This is a genomic window from Streptomyces abikoensis (assembly GCF_014648775.1).
Lineage (GTDB): Bacteria > Actinomycetota > Actinomycetes > Streptomycetales > Streptomycetaceae > Streptomyces > Streptomyces abikoensis.
This window is the reverse complement of sequence record NZ_BMRT01000001.1, coordinates 1329648-1347303: the sequence shown is the minus strand read 5'-3', so window position 1 is coordinate 1347303 and position 17656 is coordinate 1329648. Positions and strand designations below refer to the sequence as shown.

Sequence of the window (17656 nt, the reverse complement as noted above, 5' to 3'; positions counted from 1 at the left end):
GGGCCTATCGTCTGTGCTCCTTCCGGTCCTTCCGACCCTTCCGACCTGAGAGGGAGCGAATCATGGACGCTCTACGGCACATCGTCGCCGGCCTGGTGCTGGACCTCGCCGCCGTCTGTCTGCTGGCCTTCGCGATCTACTATCCGCGCCATCGCCGACGTGACCTCGTACCGGCCTACCTGGCCCTCAACACCGGCCTGTTCACCGTCGTCGCGGCCTTGGCGGCGGTGGGCGGCAGAGGAGCGGCGGCGCTCGGGTTCGGGCTGTTCGGGGTGTTGTCGATCGTGCGGCTGCGCTCGGACGCGGTGCAGCAGGAGGACGTCGCGTACTACTTCACCACGCTCGTCCTCGGCCTCGTCTGCGGGCTGCCGGATGTGACGGTGCCGGTCAAGGCCGGGCTGAGTGCGGTGCTGCTCCTTGTGCTCTGGGTCGCGGACAGTCACTGGCTGCTGGCCCGCTCGCGCCGCGCCGTCGTCACGCTCGACCGGGTGCACCGTGACCCCGTCGCCCTCCGGGCCGATCTCGCCAGGCGATTGGGCGAGCCGCTGCGGTGGACCGTCATGGAGGTGGACTACGTCCGCGACCTGATGGTCGTCGACGTCCGGTACCGCGAGCCGGACCTGGACGAGGGCCCGCACCTCGGCGCGGACGTCCTGGCCGGGCTCCGGGTCGCACCCGTCTGCGAGCCGGTATGACCGCCACCATGGCGGCCACCACGACAGCCGCGCGCGCCGTCGCGCGCGTCGCTTGGGCCGCCGCACCCATCTCCCTGACCGAAGTGAACGAACGGGCCCAATTGCTGACCCGTTTCGACCGCAGCTATCTCGTGCCCGCACCGGTCTTCCTGAGCATGGCCGGCCGGCTGACGGATGCCCGGTGGCCGGGTGGCCCCTTCCGGGTGCTGGCCATCGGCGGGCGTCGAGCCTTCCGTTATCACTCCGTCTACTACGACACCCCGGAGCTCCGCTCCTTCCACGACCACCGCCAGGGCCGTCGGCTCCGCTTCAAGATCCGTGAGCGGGTGTACGAGGACTCGGGGGAGCGGCAGTTCGAGATCAAGCTCAAGGGGAGGCGCGGTGCCACGGTCAAGCACCGTCGCGCTCTCACCGGCTCGGAGATCCCGCTCGACCCCCACTGCCGCGTGTATCTCGCCGAGACCTTGCAGCGGGCGCACGGCATCGCCGCGCCGACGACCCTGCGCCCTTCCCTCACCACGGACTATCTACGGACGACTCTGGTGGGCGACGGGGAGCGCGTCACCTGCGACGCGGGTCTGATCTGTGGAGACCCGCGCACAGGACGGGCCGTACGCGGGGACGCCGCGCTCGTCCTCGTCGAGACGAAGTCCGCAGGTCATCTCAGCGACGTCGACCGGCTGTTGCACGCCCATGGGGTGCGACCCGCCGTCTTCACCAAGTACTGCGGAGCCTTGGCGGCCCTACGCCCCGCCCTTCCGGCGAACCGCTGGCGGCGGGCGGCCCGGCGGGTGTTCGGGGAGGGCGGGTGACGTGGAGGGTGGCAGTGGCCGTGATGGCGTCCGTGTCGTACGGGCTTCTCAGCCCAGCGGTCGGTACGCCGTCAGCGTCACTGACAGCGTGACCTCGTACGGCTCCGGGAGCGTAGCGACCCGTGCCGCCAGGGCTTCGCCGTCGCGGTGCCAGGCGTTCGGGCCCATGCCGACCAGTTGGGTCAGGGCGCGGTGGTCGAGCGTCAAGGTCGTCGTCAGGGCGCGCGACGCCGTGGTCGAGAAGTGCGGGGCGAGCTGGTCGGAGAGGCGCTGTTCCTTGCGCTCGTCCACGCGCATCAGGTCGAGGGCGTCGATCAGTTCCTGGAGGTGGTCGGGGCGGGGCGTGACGACCAGCAGGGTGCCCTGCGGGTGGAGGATCCGTCGGAGCTCCGGGCCATTGCGGGGGGCGAAGGTGTTGACGACGAGCGCGGCGGAGGCGTCCTGCAGGGGAAGAGCCTGCCAGGCGTCGGCCACCACGGCACCGATGCGCGCGTGCGCCTTGGCGGCTCGGCGTGCGGCGAACTTGGAGATGTCGAGAAGGATGCCCTCCGCCTCGGGGAAGGAGTCCATGACGTGGGACTGGTAGTAGCCCGTCCCGCCGCCGATGTCGAGCACGCAACCCTCGGCCGACGAGTCGGTCGTGTCGCGCGCCAGGGCGACCAGCGCGTCGGCGATGGGGGCGTAGTGGCCGGCGTTCAGGAATTCCGCGCGGGCGTCGACCATCTCGCGGGTGTCGGCGCTGTACTTGACCGCTCCCGGGAGGAGGTTCACATAGCCCTGCTTCGCCACGTCGAAGGAGTGGCCGTTCGAGCAGGCCAGCGCACGGTCCTTCGTGGCCAGGGGAGCGGTGCAGTGGGGGCAGTGCAGGTACCGCACAATATGGTTCAACATCGCGTACCGATCGTACCGTTATGCGTGATGCGTCAGGTCCGGGGAGCCCGGGGTCGCAGGCCGGTGAGGGCCATGTCGACGAGGCTGTCGGCGAATTCGTGCGTCAGCGGCTGACTCCGCAGCAGCCAGCGCTGGGCGAAGGGGCCGAGGATCAGCTCCGCGGCCAGGCGCGGGTCGATGTCCTCGGCGACCTCTCCCGCCTCCTGCGCGGCGCGGATCCGGTCGACATAGGCCTGGGTGCCCGGTTCCATCACCTTGCTCGTGAAGCCGGCGGAGACCTCGGAGTCGTTCACCATGGCCACGTAGAGCGCGCGATAGGGGGCCTGGAACGCGGGGTCGTTGAACTCGTCGACCGTCGCGCGCAGCACGGCCTTGAGGTCCGTCGCGAGGTCGCCGGTGTCGGGCAGCGTGCCCTCACCGGCTTCCACGGTCTCGGTGAAGGCGTCGAGCAGGACTGCCCCCTTGGACGGCCACCAGCGGTAGATCGTCTGCTTGCCGACGCCGGCGCGGGCCGCGATCCCCTCGATCGTCAGCTTGTCGTAGCCGGTCTCGCCCACGAGGGAGAGGGCGGCCTCGCAGATCGCCTGGCGTGAGCGCTGGCTGCGCCGGGCGGCGTCGGGTGCTGTCTTGTCGGGCATGAAACGTGAGTGTAGCGAGTGATCGAGGCGATACGTATCGTTTCGCCGTCGCTGCCCCCTTGTCGCCCGCTCGCCGACCCCCGCCGCCGTGGTGGTGTTGAGGAGGCGTTGGGGCGCCCCAGAGCCGGCCCCTGGGCCGATCGGCCCACTCGGGGCGCGTGTCATTGGGCCTAACGGGGGCTTTTTATCCCTAGAATCGCGGGATGTACATACCCAGCACGTTCCCCGGAGGGGTGATCCGGTGAACCGGTCCGAGGCGACTGATGAGCAGTGGGAGGGGCTTGCCCAGGTCGTTCCGCTGCGGAGCCACCAGGCATGGCCGTCCTGGCCCGACCACCGGGCCCTGCCCGAGGAGGAGCCCGCCGAGAAGCAGCGACGGCTCGTCGTGCTCCGGGTGCAGATCTTCGCGGACGCCCGCGAGGTCGCCGAGCACCTGATCGCCCGCGTCCCGGTGCTGCTCGACCTCACGAGCGCCGACACCGACGTGGCCAAGCGCATCCTCGACTTCTCCAGCGGTGTGGTCTTCGGGCTGGGCAGTGCCATGCACCGGGTCGACACCAATGTCTTCCTGCTGGCCCCGGAAGGGACCGAGGTGGCCTCCGGGTACCCCGATCGTAGGAAGAATGATCAGATGAAACGGTTTGGCTGACAGCTTGCCGCCTACGGTCCTCAGACATGGACGCCGCCAATCCGCACAAGCGCCCCGTCGTGACCGAACTGCGGCTTTCCGCTTTCAAGTCGCACCGCAACGCCGTCTTCCCGCTCGATCCGCTGACCCTCTTCCGGGGTGGCAGCGGCAGCGGCAAGTCCAGTGCCCTGGAGGCGTACGAGGTACTCGCCCGGCTCGCGGGCGGTGACTCCCTCGGCGAGGCGCTGGCCCCGGTGGCCGGCGGCGCCCAGGCGTGCGTACCGCAGCAGGCCAGACCCGACGCCCAGGGAAGGCGGGGCTTCCGGATCGGGTGCACCGTGGAAGGCCCGGTGGGGCCGGTCCTGCTGGACGTGGCCGTCCAGGCCGAGCCCGAACTGCGCGTGGTCGGCGAACGGCTGACGGGGTCGGGGCTGACGCTGCTCTCCACGGCGCTGCGCGACCCGGGGCTGCCGAGGGTCGAGGCCGCCTGGCACACGGCGGGCTCCGTGCCCGTCACCCGCGCGCCCCTGCCCGACGACCGGCTGGGCACGGCGCTCCTGCCGCTGCGGGTCGCGGGGAAGACCGCCGGGCAGCGGATGGTTCTCGACGCCGCGGAGCAGGTCGTGATCGCCCTGCGCTCGGTCTTCCCCTGCGACCCCCGGCCCGAGCTGATGCGCGCGCCGGTCGCCGCGCGCGACGGGCGGCTGCGCGGCGCGTGCGACAACGTTGCCGCGGTCCTGGGGCGCACTCGCAACGAGTGCGTCACCCGGCACGCCCTGCTGGTCGCGGCCGCGGCCGCGGGATGTCGAGGGCCGGTCGACGGACTGTCCGTGGAGGGCCTCGACGGCGGGTTCGTGCGGGCCGTCCTGGGGCGGCAGGCCGGGGCCGCCACCCCGCTGGAACGGCTGGGCGATGGAGAGCTGCGCTATCTGGCGCTGTGCCTGGTGCTGCTGACGGGGCCGGGGGTGCTGGCGGTGGACCCGGCGACCGAGGTGCTGGAGGCCCGGCAGGTGCTCACCGTCCTGGCGGACGGCCTCGACCGGTGCCTCGACGCGCGCCAGGCCCGGGAGCTGCTGGAACTGGCGGCGCGGATGTGCGAACGAGGGCACATCAGACTGGTGGGGACGCTGCGGGGGGCTGCGGCGGAAGTGGCCGGTGAGGTGGCAGGGGCATCGATGGTAGACCTGGGGGCGTGAGTGAACACCCTGAACAAACTGAGCACCCTGAGTCCCATGAGGAAACCCGCCGTGGCTGCTCCGACCGTCATGACCATCCTGACGGGCTTGACGGACCTGACGGGCCTGCCGGACCTGACCGCCGTGAGCCGGCCGGGACGACGGGTCTCGACGTCCGGACGTTGCAGGACCGGCTGGCGGCCTTCGCCGCGGCACGCGACTGGCAGCAGTTCCACACCCCCAAGAACCTGGCCGCGGCGCTCAGCGTCGAGGCGTCCGAACTGGTCGAGATCTTTCAGTGGCTGACGCCGGAGCAGTCGGCCCGGGTGATGGAGGAACCCTCGACCGCGGCGCGGGTCGAGGACGAGGTCGCGGACGTCCTGGCCTACCTGCTCCAGTTCTGCGAGGTACTGGGCATCGATGTCCTGGCGGCGCTTTCGGCGAAGATCGACCGAAATGAGCGGCGATTTCCGGCACTGAAGGAGACCGGTGACGGCGTCGCCGATCGCGACGGTCGTCACTCTCCGGAGTGATTGAGTTATCCACACCGCATTTGGTATCCACAGATTTCTGAATTCCCCTGGCTTTTCCGGCGGTTAGTCATCACTCTGGGTAGTGAGAGCGGGCAGACGGAAAAGCATGGGGGACGGTCATGGAGGCAGTGCGGCTCATCGTGGCCACTCGGCACGCCCTGGCGCAGGCCAGGGAGGTGCGGGACATCGTCGTCGAGGCATGGCAGGCGCAGGCGCTGGCCGAGGCCATCGGCAGTCACCTCGCCCTTCACGGGCCCTTCGAGGCGCGCGCGGCGGCCGTCGGCCTCAGCGAGGCCGGGGCCCGGGCCTCCGGCGCGCTGCGCCAGGCCGCGCTGCGGTCCGGAGGCTTACGAGCGGCGCAGCTCGCCGAAGTTCGCGACCCCTGGGCGGCGTTGACGGACCTCGGAGAGCTCCTTGGCGAGGTCGGCATCGCGCTGGTCGGTGTCGCCGGCGCCTGTGAGGAGGACGCCGTCTACTGGCAGTGCATAGAGGCGATCGACGCCGCCGACGAGACCAGCGACAGGATCGGAGGGCTGCTCAGACGGCTCGCCCTGCGGACGCGAGGCGGTGCGGCATGAGGCCCCCGGGGGAGTGGAGGTCAGTCCGTGCCGGCGCCGCTCCTCGGCGAGGTGGGCTCGGCGGGCTCCTCGGGCTCGTCGTCGACGCCTCGCCGCTCCGACGACTGAAGGTCGGCGTCGAGCTGCGTCAGATCGGCGTTGAGCGCCGCCATCAGCTCCTCCATCTGTTGCAGCAGGCCCTTGGGTGCGCCCTGCTGTGGGGAAGCGGCCTGGGTGGGCACGGCCTCGTCGGGCGCGGCTTCCTGGGTCATGGTGGCCTCCTCGGCCCTCGCCCTCCCCGAGCGGTCGGGCGGCGTTGCGATCATCGCCTCCGGCAGCGGACACCGGTGCGCGGGCCGGGCGGTCCGGCTCCGCCCGAGCCAACGATCAGCCGGACGCGCCGGACACTGGCGGAGGCTCCGTGGGCCGCCCGGCACGGGGGAATTTCACCCGGCCGGAGTGAGTAGGGGAGGGCGTGAGGCGACCTGTTGACGTCTGTTCGAGCAGGCGGGGCTGAGGTGCGCGGAGGGGGCGCGATAGTGGTGGGAAGAGGCCCACCCAGCCGCTGGAGGAACACCTTGACGTCCGTCCCTGACACCCCGCCCGGTTCCTTGCCGATGACACCGCCTGACGTGTCCGGTGTGCCGGACGCGCTGCCCGACGCGCTGCCCGGCGCCTCGCTCACGGCCGCGCTCGCGCGGGGGCCGCTCGTCCTGGACGGCGGGCTGTCCAATCAGCTGGTGGCCCAGGGCTGTGACCTGTCCGACGAGCTGTGGTCGGCCCGGCTGCTCGCCGACGACCCCGCGCAGATCGAAGCCGCGCACACGGCCTACGTCCGGGCGGGCGCCCAGGTGCTCATCACGGCCAGCTATCAGGCGACTTTCGAGGCGTTCGCGAAAAGGGGAGTGGGAAGGGAGGAGGCGGCCGCGCTGCTGCGGCGGAGCGTCGAGCTGGCGCGCCGGGCGGCCACGCGGGCCGAGCGGGAAGTCTGGGTCGCCGCGTCCGTAGGGCCGTACGGGGCGATGCTCGCGGACGGCAGCGAGTACAGGGGACGGTACGGCCTGAGCGTCGAGGAGCTGGAGCGATTCCACCGGCCACGGATCGAGGTACTGGCCGGGGCCGGGCCGGATGTGCTGGCGTTGGAGACCGTGCCGGACGTGGACGAGGCGCGGGCGCTGCTGCGGGCCGTACGGGGCTGCGGGGTGCCGGTGTGGTTGTCGTACAGCGTCGAGGGCGGGGCCACCAGGGCGGGGCAGCCGCTGGCGGAGGCGTTCGCGGTGGCCGCCGGAAACGATCACGTGATCGCCGTAGGGGTCAACTGCTGTGCGCCGGGTGATGCGGACCGGGCGGTGGAGATCGCCGCCCGGGTGACGGGGAAACCGGTCGTGGTCTATCCGAACAGTGGGGAGGGGTGGGATGCGCGAGCAAAGGACTGGCGGGGGCGTGCGACATTCGATCCCGCGAGGGTCGCGGTCTGGCGGGCCGCCGGGGCCCAAATCGTCGGCGGCTGCTGCCGTGTCGGCCCGGAACGGATCGCGGAGCTGGCCGCGCTACTGGAAAAGCAGTAGGAATCCGGCCAGATGGGCCCGGATAATCGACTGCGTGTTCCTGACGATCAGTACTTCCGGCGATGCCCAGAACCCCGCGACCGACCTCGGATTCCTGCTGCACAAGCACCCCGACAAGGCGCAGCGGTTCTCCACCTCCCACGGCACCGCGCACGTCCTCTACCCCGAGGCCGGTGTGGAGCGCTGCACGGCGGCGCTGCTGCTCGAGGTCGATCCGGTGGCGCTCGTCCGGCGCGGCAAGGGCCGGGGGCGGGGCGGCGCACCCGACTCGGCGCTGGCGCAGTACGTCAACGACCGTCCATACGCGGCGTCCTCGCTGCTGGCCGTGGCGATCGGCAGCGTGTTCTCCAGTGCCATCAAGGGACAGTGCGCGGCCCGGCCCGAACTGCCCGAGCGAGCTCGTCCGTTGCGCGTCGAGATCCCGGCGCTGCCGGCCCGAGGAGGTGCCGCGCTCGTGGAACGGCTCTTCGCGCCGCTGGGGTGGACGGTGACCGCCCGTCCGGTGGCACTGGACGAGCGGTTCCCCGAGTGGGGCGACTCGCGCTATGTGTCGCTGGTGCTGGACGGGGAGCTGAGGCTGGTCGAAGCGCTGCGGCAGCTGTATGTGCTGCTGCCGGTGCTGGACGACGCCAAGCACTACTGGGTCGCGCCCGACGAAGTGGAGAAGCTGCTGCGCTTCGGCGAGGGGTGGCTGGAAAACCACCCCGAGCAGCGACTGATCACCAGCCGCTACCTCTCCCGACGCTGGGGCCTCACCAGGGACGCCCTCGACCGCCTGGCGCTCGCCCGGCTGGCCGAGGCCGACGACACCGAGGCCGACGAGCTGGACAACGCGGTCGACGAGACGGCCGACACCGAGGAGCGGCCCGTGCCGCTGGCGGTGCAGCGACGTGCGGCGATCCTCGACGCCCTGCGCCGGTCCGGGGCGTCGCGGGTGCTCGACCTCGGCTGCGGCCAGGGGCAGCTGGTGGGGGAGCTGTTGAAGGACGCCCGCTTCACCGAGATCGTGGGCGTCGATGTGTCGATACGCGCGCTGAAGGAGGCCTCGCGGCGGCTGCGGCTGGACCGGATGCCGGAGCGGCAGGCGGCCCGTGTGGCGCTGCTCCAGGGCTCCCTCGCCTACACCGACCGCAGGCTCGCGGGTTATGACGCCGCCGTGCTCAGCGAGGTCGTCGAGCACCTGGATCCGCCGAGGCTGCCCGCCCTGGAGTACGCGGTGTTCGGCGCGGCCCGCCCGGCGACGGTCGTCGTGACGACGCCCAATGTGGAGTACAACGTGCGCTGGGAGACCCTGCCGGCCGGGCACGTGCGCCACGCGGACCACCGCTTCGAGTGGACCCGGAAGGAGTTCCGGGACTGGGCCGAGAAGGTCGCCGAGCGTCATGGGTACACGGTGGAGTTCCTGCCCGTGGGCCCCGACGACCCCGAGGTGGGGCCGCCGACGCAGATGGCCGTCTTCCACAGGCGCGACGACGCGGGCGGGGACGCGGGCAAGAAGGCGAACAGCGATGTGAACGACGTGAATGACGTGAAGTACGTCAATGGTGTGAGTGGCAAGCAGCGCGGCACCGACGAGAGCGCGAAGGAGGCGAGGACCGCATGACCGAGGACCGCACAACAGAGAGCCGTACCGCGGCGGAAAGCACGGCAGACGGGCGCACGGCAGAAGAACGCACCACGGCAGAAGAACGCACCACGGGAGAACGCACGGCTGAGCAGCGTGTGACCGTGGACGTTCCCGACCTGTCCCTCGTGGTCCTCGTCGGGGCCACCGGATCCGGTAAGTCCACCTTCGCCGCACGGCACTTCAAGCCGACCGAGGTGATCTCCAGCGACTTCTGCCGGGGGCTGGTCAGCGACGACGAGAACGACCAGAGCGCCAGCAAGGACGCCTTCGAGGTCCTGCACTACATCGTCGGCAAGCGCCTCGCGGCCGGCCGGCTGACCGTCGTCGACGCCACCAACGTCCAGTCCGAGCCCCGCAAGGAGCTCGTCGCCCTCGCCCGGGAGCACGACGTGCTGCCCGTCGCGATCGTCCTCGACATCCCCGAGGACGTCTGCGCCGCGCGCAACGCCGCCCGGCCCGACCGGGCCGCCCTGCCCCGGCGCGTCATTCAGCGCCACCAGCGCGAGCTGCGGCGTTCCCTGCGTCACCTGGAGCGCGAGGGATTCCGCAAGGTGCACGTCCTGCGGGGCACGGCCCGGACGGACTCCGCCGAGGTCGTGCGCGAGCGCCGCTTCAACGACCTCCGCCACGTCACCGGCCCGTTCGACATCGTCGGTGACATCCACGGCTGCCGTTCCGAGCTGGAGAGCCTGCTGACCAGGCTCGGCTACGACCTCGTGCGCGACGACGCCGGTCGCCCTGTGGACGCCGCGCACCCCGAGGGGCGCACCGCCGTCTTCGTCGGCGACCTCGTCGACCGGGGCCCCGACAGCCCGGGTGTGCTGCGCCTGGTGATGGGCATGGTCGCCGCCGGGCACGCCCTGTGCGTCCCCGGCAACCACGAGAACAAGCTCGGCCGTTTCCTCGGCGGTCGTCAGGTCAAGGTCGCGCACGGTCTCGCCGAGACGATCGAGCAACTGGAGAGGGAAGCCGAGCAGGACCCGGAGTTCCGGGAGCGGGTACGCGAGTTCATCGGCGGGCTCGTCAGCCACTACGTCCTCGACGGCGGCGCGCTGGTCGTCTGCCACGCGGGGCTGCCCGAGAAGTACCACGGCCGCACCTCCGGCCGGGTCCGCTCGCACGCGCTGTACGGCGACACGACGGGCGAGACCGACGAGTTCGGCCTGCCCGTGCGCTACCCCTGGGCGGAGGACTACCGGGGCCGGGCCGCCGTGGTCTACGGCCACACCCCGACCCCCACGGCCACCTGGCTCAACAACACCATCTGCCTGGACACCGGTGCCGTCTTCGGCGGCAAGCTGACCGCGCTGCGCTGGCCCGAGCGCGAGCTCGTGGACGTGCCGGCCGAGCGCGTCTGGTACGAGCCGCTGCGGCCGCTGGTGAGCGAGGCTCCCGGCGGCGCCGACGGCCGCCCGCTGGATCTCGCCGACGTCACCGGCCGCCGCGTCGTGGAGACCCGGCACCTGGGCCGGGTGGCGGTCAAGGAGGAGAACGCGGCGGCGGCCCTGGAGGTCATGAGCCGCTTCGCCGTCGAGCCCCGCCGGCTGGTCTACCTGCCGCCGACCATGGCCCCCTGCGCCACCTCCAAGGAGGAGGGCTACCTGGAGCACCCTGCGGAGGCCTTCGCCGCCTACCGCGCCGACGGTGTGCGCCAGGTGGTGTGCGAGGAGAAGCACATGGGCTCCCGTGCCGTGGTCCTGGTCTGCCGCGACGCGGAGGTGGCGCGCGAGCGCTTCGGAGTGCCCGAGGGCGTGCCCGGCGCGGTGTACACCCGCACCGGCCGGCCGTTCTTCGACGACACCGAGGTGGCCACCCGTCTCCTGGAGCGGCTGGGCCGCTGCGTGGCGGGCGCCGGGCTGTGGGAGGAGCTGACTACCGACTGGCTGCTGCTGGACGCCGAGCTGATGCCCTGGTCCCTCAAGGCCCAGGGGCTGCTGCGCAACCAGTACGCGGCCGTGGGCGCGGCCTCCGGCGCGGTCTTCCCGGGCGCGCTCGCGGCCCTGGAATCCGCCGCCGCCCGGGGCCTGGACGTCGCCGAGCTGCTCGGCCGCCAGCGTGAGCGGGCCGAGGACGCCGAGGCCTTCACGGAGGCGTACCGCCGCTACTGCTGGCCGGTCGGCCCGACCGAGGGCACCGACGGGGACGTCCTGGACGGGATCCGGCTGGCGCCGTTCCAGATCCTGGCCGCCGAGGGCCGCAGTCTGGCCACCGTCCCGCACGACGAGCAGCTCGCGATGATCGACCGGATCGTGGCGGAGGACAGCGTGGCGGAGGAGGCGGGCGCCGGCGGCTCCGGCGGGCTGCTCGCCACCACCCGCCGCATCGTCGTCGACACCGGGGACGAGGCGTCCGTCGCCGAGGGCACCCGCTGGTGGCTCGACCTCACCGCAGCCGGCGGCGAGGGCATGGTCGTCAAGCCGCTCCAGGCGTATGTGCGCGGGGAGGACGGAAAGCTCGTCCAGCCGGGTATCAAGTGCCGGGGCCGCGAGTACCTGCGGATCATCTACGGGCCCGAGTACACCCGCCCGGAGAATCTGGCCCGGCTGCGCATACGCCACCTCGGTCACAAGCGCTCGCTCGCACTGCGCGAGTACGCGCTGGGGCTGGAGGCGCTGGATCGGCTGGCGGCCGGGGAGCCGCTGTGGCGGGTCCACGAGGCGGTCTTCGCCGTCCTCGCACTGGAGTCCGAGCCGGTGGATCCCCGGCTCTAGCGGGTCCCCTCCGGTGGTCTCGCGGTTCCGGCGCTGCGGGCCGGTGGGGGCTGGTCGCGCCCGCGCGGCGGTAGCCGCATATCGACACAGTCCCGCGCCCCTTACGGGGCGCGGGGCGGCACTCCGTGCCCCGGTCGCCGAGTGAACGGGGCGGGTTGGGGTCAGGATGGGGGGATGGGATTCCATGTCGATTCCGAGGCCGGGCGGCTGCGCCGCGTCATCCTGCACCGCCCCGACCTGGAGCTGAAGCGGCTCACGCCCTCCAACAAGAACGCTCTTCTCTTCGACGACGTGCTCTGGGTCCGCCGCGCCCGCGCCGAGCACGACGGCTTCGCGGACGTCCTCCGGGAGCGCGGTGTGGAGGTGCATCTCTTCCAGGACCTGCTGGAGGAGAGCCTGCGGTCGCCGGCGGCCCGGGCCCTGGTGCTGGACCGGGTCTTCTACGAGAAGGAGTACGGCCCCCTCGCCACCGACCATCTGCGGGCCGCCTTCGACGGGATGCCGGTCGCCGAGCTGACCTCGTGGCTCGTGGGCGGGATGACCAAGCGCGAGTTCCTGGAGCGGCACAGCGAGCCCGTCTCCGTCCGCTTCCACGTCATGGACCTGGACGACTTCCTTCTCAATCCGCTGCCCAACCACCTCTTCACCCGTGACACCTCGGCCTGGATCTACGACGGAGTGAGCGTCAACGCGATGCGCTGGCCCGCCCGTTGGCACGAGACCGTGCACTACGAGGCGGTCTACCGCCACCACCCGCTCTTCGCCCCGGGCGGTTTCCACGTCTGGTGCGAGGGGCAGGCGGCCTACCCCTCCACCATCGAGGGCGGCGATGTGCTGGTCATCGGCGAGGGCGCGGTCCTCATAGGGATGAGCGAGCGGACCACCCCGCAGGCCGTGGAGATGCTGGCCCGGGGCCTGTTCGCGGCCGGGTCGGCCCGGACGATCGTGGCGCTGGACATGCCCAAGCGGCGGGCGTTCATGCACCTCGACACCGTGATGACCATGGTGGATGGCGACACCTTCACCCAGTACGCGGGCCTGGGCATGCTCCGCTCGTACACGATCGAGCCCGGTGTCGGCGAAAGCGATCTCAAGGTCACCGATCACCCGCCGGAGCACATGCACCGTGCGATCGCCGCCGCCCTGGGGCTCGACTCGATCAGAGTGCTGACCGCGCGGCAGGACGTCCACGCGGCCGAGCGCGAGCAGTGGGACGACGGCTGCAACGTGCTGGCGATAGAGCCGGGCGTCGTGGTCGCCTACGAGCGCAACGCGACGACCAACACCTACCTGCGCAAACATGGGATCGAGGTCATCACCATCCCGGGCAGCGAGCTGGGCCGGGGCCGGGGCGGGCCGCGCTGTATGAGCTGCCCGGTCGAGCGGGACCCGGTGCCGGGGGCCTAGCCTTCTGAGCTGGGGCAACCGGGGTGGGACCCACCCCTAGGCTGGCGCATAAGAATGTGGCAGGCTGTATACAATTCCGTTTTGACCAACGACGGCGCCGCTACAGCCGCTGACGACGTAGGAGCCCACGCCATGGCGACAGACCTCAAGGGCCGCCACCTCCTCAAGGAGACGGACCTCACCGCCGAGGAGTTCCACAGCCTGATCGAACTGGCTGCGGAGCTCAAGGCCGCCAAGCGCACGGGCGCCGAGGAGCGTCGTCTCCAGGGCCGCAACATCGCGCTCGTCTTCGAGAAGACCTCCACCCGGACCCGCTGCGCCTTCGAGGTGGCCGCCGCCGATCAGGGCGCCCACACCACCTACCTCGACCCCGTGGGTTCCCAGATCGGCCACAAGGAGTCCGTCCCGGACACCGCGCGGGTGCTCGGCAGGATGTTCGACGCGATCCAGTACCGGGGTCACGGCCAGGGCGTCGTCGAGGATCTCGCCGCATACGCGGGGGTGCCCGTCTACAACGGCCTCACCGACGAGTGGCACCCCACCCAGATGCTGGCCGACGTGCTCACCATGACCGAGCACACCGCCAAGCCGCTGGAGCGCGTCGCCTACGCCTACCTCGGCGACGCCCGCTACAACATGGGCAACTCCTACCTCGTCACCGGCGCCCTCCTCGGCATGGACGTCCGGATCGTGGCGCCCAAGGAGCTGTGGCCCGCGCAGGAGGTCATCGAGGAGGCCGGGCGGCTGGCCGCCGCCAGCGGCGCCCGGGTCACGCTCACGGACGACGTCGCCGAGGGGGTGCGCGGCGCGGACTTCGTCGCCACCGACGTCTGGGTGTCGATGGGCGAGCCCAAGGAGGTCTGGGACGCCCGCATCGCCCTCCTCGCGCCGTACGCCGTCACCATGGACGTCCTGCGCGCGACCGGCAACCCCGCCGTGAAGTTCCTCCACTGCCTGCCCGCCTTCCACGACCTCGGCACCTCCATCGGCCGTGAGATCCACGAGCGCCACGGCCTGACCTCCCTGGAGGTGACCGACGAGGTCTTCGAGTCCGCCCACTCGGTCGTCTTCGACGAGGCCGAGAACCGCATGCACACCATCAAGGCCCTGATGGTGGCGACCCTGGGCCGCTGAGCCGGGCGCCTCGCCGCATCTCGACCCGCCTCGCCGACGAGTGCGCGGCAGGGCCCGAAGCCACTCCGAGTCCTATCGCGTACCCGTGACGACAGTCACACAACGGTGATAGCTTCACCGGGCAGGCACCAGCCGTCCGGCTGAAGGAGGCCGCGCTCCATGAGTCCGTTCACCGGCTCCGCGTCCCGCACCGACGAATGGCGGCACCTGCGCCTGACCCTCGACTCAGGCGTCGCCACCGTCACCCTCGACCGCCCCGACCGGCTCAACGCGCTCACCTTCGGCGCCTACGCCGACCTGCGCGACCTCCTCCCGGAACTGGCCCGCGCCGGATCCGTACGAGCCCTGGTCCTCGGCGGCGAGGGACGCGGCTTCTGCTCCGGCGGCGACGTCGACGACATCATCGGCGCGACCCTCGCCATGGACACCGCCCGTCTCCTCGACTTCAACCGCATGACCGGCCAGGTCGTCCGGGCCCTGCGCGACTGCCCCTTCCCCGTGGTCGCCGCCGTGCACGGGGTCGCGGCCGGCGCCGGCGCGGTCCTCGCGCTCGCCGCCGACTTCCGCGTCGCCGACCCGACAGCGCGCTTCGCCTTCCTCTTCACCAGGGTCGGCCTCTCCGGCGGCGACATGGGCGCCGCCTACCTCCTGCCCCGCGTCGTCGGCCTCGGCCATGCCACCCGGCTGCTGATGCTCGGCGAACCCGTCCACGCCGCCGAAGCCGAACGCATCGGGCTCATCAGCCAATTGACGGAACCCGGTGGCGCGCCCACCGCCGCCCAGGACCTCGCCCGCCGGCTCGCCGACGGTCCCGCCCTCGCCCACGCCCAGACCAAGGCCCTGCTCAACGCCGAACTCGACATGTCCCTCGCCGCCTCCCTGGAACTCGACGCCGCCACCCAGGCCCTGCTGATGCGCAGCGCCGACTACGCCGAGTTCCATGCCGCCTTCACCGAGAAGCGGCCTCCCGCGTGGCGGGGCCGGTGACCGCCCCGGCGGCGGCCCGCGTCGCGGTCGTCGGCGGCGGACCCGCCGGCCTCTACGCGGCCGCCCTGCTCAAACGCCAGGCGCCCGAACGCGACATCACCCTCTGGGAACGCAACGCCCCCGACGACACCTTCGGCTTCGGCGTCGTCCTCTCCGACGAGACCCTCGACGGCATCGAGACCGCCGACCCCGTCCTACGCGCCGCCCTGCACCGCGAATTCGTCAGCTGGGAGGACGTCGACGTCGTCCACCGGGGCCGCACCGTCACCTGTGGCGGCCACGGTTTCGCCGCCCTCGGCCGTCACCGCCTCCTCGCCCTCCTCCACCAGCGCTGTCACGACCTCGGCGTCACCCTCCGCTTCCGCGCGCAGGCGCCGCCCGCCGCCGAACTGGCCCGCTCCTACGACCTCGTCATCGCCGCCGACGGCGCGGGCAGCCGCACCCGTGACGCCCACCGCGACCATTTCCGTCCCACCATCACCAGCCACCGCTGCCGCTATATCTGGCTCGCCGCCGACTTCGCCCTCGACGCCTTCCGCTTCGAGATCGCCGAGACCCCGTATGGCGTCATGCAGCTCCACGCCTACCCCTTCGCCCCGGACGCCAGCACCGTCGTCGTCGAGATGCGGGAGGAGGTGTGGCGCCGCACCGGCCTGGACGGCCGCGACGAGCAGGCGTCGCTCGACGCCTGCGCCGGCTGGTTCCCCGGGTCGCTGAAGGGCCACGCCCTGCGCTCCAACCGTTCGACCTGGAACGTCTTCCGCACGGTCGTCAACGAGCGCTGGTCCCACGGCCGTACGGTCCTGCTGGGGGACGCCGCCCACACCGCCCACTTCTCCATCGGCTCCGGCACCAAGCTCGCCCTTGAGGACGCCGTCTCCCTCGCCGCGCATCTGGACGGCGCCACGAGCGTCATCGAGGCGCTGGCGGCGTACGAGGCGGAGCGCCGCCCCGTCGTCGAGTCCCTGCAGCGGGCGGCCCGCGCCAGCATGGAGTGGATGGAGGACCTCGCCGTCCGCGTCGGCGGGCCGCCCCGCCGGTTCGTCTTCGACCTCCTCACCCGCAGCCGCCGCGTCACCCACGACAACCTCCGGCTGCGCGATCCCGGCTTCGTCGCCGCCGTAGAGGAGGAGGCGGGCGTTCCGGCCGGTACCCCGCCGATGTTCACGCCCTTCCGGCTGCGCGGGCTGACCTTGCGCAACCGCGTCGTCGTCTCCCCGATGGACATGTACTCCGCCACGGACGGCACTCCGGGTGACTTCCATCTCGTCCACCTCGGTGCCCGCGCCCTCGGCGGGGCGGGGCTGGTGATGACCGAGATGGTCTGCGTCAGCGCTCAGGGGCGCATCACACCGGGGTGCACGGGGATGTACGCGCCGGAGCACGAGCGGGCGTGGGGGCGTGTCGTCGGTTTCGTCCACGAGCGGGCCCCCGGCACGGCCATCGGGCTCCAGCTCGGCCACTCCGGACGGAAAGGGTCGACGCGGCTGATGTGGGAGGGCATCGACCAGCCGCTCCCCGAGGGGAACTGGCCCGTCGTCGCCCCCTCGGCCATTCCGTACCGCCCTGGCGTCAATCAGACGCCGCACGCCTTGGCCGTTGCCGAACTCGCTGTTGTGAGAGATGAGTTCGTGCGGTCGGCCGAGGGCGCGGCGCGTGCCGGGTTCGATCTGCTGGAGCTGCACTGCGCGCACGGTTATCTGTTGTCCGGCTTCCTCTCGCCGCTCACCAATCACCGCACGGACGCTTACGGCAGCGGTATCACCGGTCGGCTGGCCTTTCCGCTGGAGGTTTTCGATGCCGTGCGGGAGGTGTGGCCGGCCGAGCGGCCGATGACCGTCCGGATCTCGGCGACGGACTGGGCCGAGGGCGGTACGACCGCGGACGACGCCGTCGCCATCGCCCGGGCCTTCGCCGAGCACGGCGCGGACGCGATCGACGTCTCGACCGGGCAGGTCGTGCCGGACGAGCGGCCCGCGTTCGGGCGCTCGTACCAGACGCCGTTCGCGGATCGCATCCGCAACGAGGTGGGGGTGCCGGTGATCGCCGTCGGGGCGATCGCGTCCTGGGACGACGTCAATTCGCTGATCCTGGCGGGGCGGGCGGATCTTTGCGCGTTGGGGCGGCCGCATTTGTACGATCCGCACTGGACGCTCCATGCCGCCGCCGAGCAGGGGTATGCGGGGCCCGGTGCGCCGTGGCCCTTGCCCTACCGGGCGGGGAGTCGGAGGCCGCCTACGGGGCGGCGGGTGTAGGGGGGTGCCCCGGTCCCGCCCTTTCACCGTTTCCTCCA

16 protein-coding genes are annotated in these 17656 nt (G+C 71.7%); 13 read left to right on the top strand and 3 right to left on the bottom strand.

The window, feature by feature from the left end; translation table 11 throughout:
• Nucleotides 1–62 precede the first annotated feature (62 nt).
• Entirely contained in the window at nucleotides 63–695 is a 633-nt protein-coding gene (locus tag IE096_RS05830) for a DUF4956 domain-containing protein (RefSeq protein WP_189448997.1), read from the top strand.
• An 8-nt stretch (nucleotides 696–703) separates the two neighbouring features.
• Nucleotides 704–1507 carry a polyphosphate polymerase domain-containing protein gene (locus IE096_RS05825; protein WP_189448996.1) on the top strand — a complete coding sequence of 268 codons (804 nt, stop codon included), beginning with the start codon at nucleotides 704–706 and terminating at the stop codon, nucleotides 1505–1507.
• Between the two features lie 48 nt (nucleotides 1508–1555).
• Here IE096_RS05825 and IE096_RS05820 read toward each other — a convergent pair whose 3' ends face one another.
• Together IE096_RS05820 and IE096_RS05815 are read right to left on the bottom strand one after the other, a co-directional pair.
• Nucleotides 1556–2398 carry a putative RNA methyltransferase gene (locus tag IE096_RS05820; protein ID WP_189448993.1) on the bottom strand — a complete coding sequence of 281 codons (843 nt, stop codon included), beginning with the start codon at nucleotides 2396–2398 and terminating at the stop codon, nucleotides 1556–1558.
• Nucleotides 2399–2430: 32 nt separating this feature from the next.
• Nucleotides 2431–3036 (bottom strand): TetR/AcrR family transcriptional regulator, encoded by a 606-nt coding sequence (locus IE096_RS05815; protein ID WP_189448991.1) that lies wholly within the window; start codon nucleotides 3034–3036, stop codon nucleotides 2431–2433.
• 241 nt (nucleotides 3037–3277) lie between these two features.
• Here IE096_RS05815 and IE096_RS05810 point away from each other — a divergent pair, with 241 nt between their 5' ends.
• From IE096_RS05810 to IE096_RS05795, 4 genes are all read left to right on the top strand, one after another.
• The gene (locus IE096_RS05810) at nucleotides 3278–3685 is read left to right on the top strand and encodes a cell division protein SepF (RefSeq protein ID WP_126916490.1); all 408 of its coding nucleotides are present in this window, start codon (nucleotides 3278–3280) and stop codon (nucleotides 3683–3685) included.
• Between the two features lie 26 nt (nucleotides 3686–3711).
• The gene (locus tag IE096_RS05805; protein WP_189448989.1) at nucleotides 3712–4860 is read left to right on the top strand and encodes an AAA family ATPase; all 1149 of its coding nucleotides are present in this window, start codon (nucleotides 3712–3714) and stop codon (nucleotides 4858–4860) included.
• Between the two features lie 161 nt (nucleotides 4861–5021).
• The gene (locus IE096_RS05800) at nucleotides 5022–5372 is read left to right on the top strand and encodes a nucleotide pyrophosphohydrolase (RefSeq protein ID WP_189449662.1); all 351 of its coding nucleotides are present in this window, start codon (nucleotides 5022–5024) and stop codon (nucleotides 5370–5372) included.
• A 119-nt stretch (nucleotides 5373–5491) separates the two neighbouring features.
• The gene (locus IE096_RS05795; RefSeq protein ID WP_189448988.1) at nucleotides 5492–5950 is read left to right on the top strand and encodes a DUF6099 family protein; all 459 of its coding nucleotides are present in this window, start codon (nucleotides 5492–5494) and stop codon (nucleotides 5948–5950) included.
• A 20-nt stretch (nucleotides 5951–5970) separates the two neighbouring features.
• On the opposite strand, the gene IE096_RS05790 is transcribed toward IE096_RS05795, so the two are convergent.
• Entirely contained in the window at nucleotides 5971–6201 is a 231-nt protein-coding gene (locus IE096_RS05790) for a hypothetical protein (RefSeq protein WP_229819940.1), read from the bottom strand.
• A 360-nt stretch (nucleotides 6202–6561) separates the two neighbouring features.
• Between IE096_RS05790 and mmuM the strand changes: the two genes are divergently transcribed.
• The 7 genes from mmuM (at nucleotide 6562) to IE096_RS05755 (ending at nucleotide 17618) form a co-directional block, all read left to right on the top strand.
• Nucleotides 6562–7497 carry a homocysteine S-methyltransferase gene (mmuM, locus tag IE096_RS05785; protein ID WP_373298019.1) on the top strand — a complete coding sequence of 312 codons (936 nt, stop codon included), beginning with the start codon at nucleotides 6562–6564 and terminating at the stop codon, nucleotides 7495–7497.
• Nucleotides 7498–7531: 34 nt separating this feature from the next.
• Nucleotides 7532–9100: a 3' terminal RNA ribose 2'-O-methyltransferase Hen1 gene (locus IE096_RS05780; RefSeq protein WP_189448984.1), complete on the top strand. Its 1569-nt coding sequence runs from the start codon at nucleotides 7532–7534 to the stop codon at nucleotides 9098–9100.
• Nucleotides 9097–11835: a polynucleotide kinase-phosphatase gene (locus tag IE096_RS05775; RefSeq protein WP_189448982.1), complete on the top strand. Its 2739-nt coding sequence runs from the start codon at nucleotides 9097–9099 to the stop codon at nucleotides 11833–11835. The genes IE096_RS05780 and IE096_RS05775 overlap by 4 nt, the downstream gene beginning before the upstream one ends.
• 174 nt (nucleotides 11836–12009) lie before the next feature.
• Nucleotides 12010–13242: an arginine deiminase gene (locus IE096_RS05770; RefSeq protein WP_189448980.1), complete on the top strand. Its 1233-nt coding sequence runs from the start codon at nucleotides 12010–12012 to the stop codon at nucleotides 13240–13242.
• Nucleotides 13243–13374: 132 nt separating this feature from the next.
• Nucleotides 13375–14376 (top strand): ornithine carbamoyltransferase, encoded by a 1002-nt coding sequence (argF, locus tag IE096_RS05765; protein ID WP_189448978.1) that lies wholly within the window; start codon nucleotides 13375–13377, stop codon nucleotides 14374–14376.
• Nucleotides 14377–14535: 159 nt separating this feature from the next.
• Nucleotides 14536–15363 carry an enoyl-CoA hydratase family protein gene (locus tag IE096_RS05760; protein WP_189448976.1) on the top strand — a complete coding sequence of 276 codons (828 nt, stop codon included), beginning with the start codon at nucleotides 14536–14538 and terminating at the stop codon, nucleotides 15361–15363.
• On the top strand, nucleotides 15348–17618 hold the full coding sequence (locus IE096_RS05755) for a bifunctional salicylyl-CoA 5-hydroxylase/oxidoreductase (protein WP_189448974.1): 2271 nt from the start codon (nucleotides 15348–15350) through the stop codon (nucleotides 17616–17618). Before IE096_RS05760 ends, IE096_RS05755 begins: the two co-directional genes overlap by 16 nt.
• Nucleotides 17619–17656 lie beyond the last annotated feature (38 nt).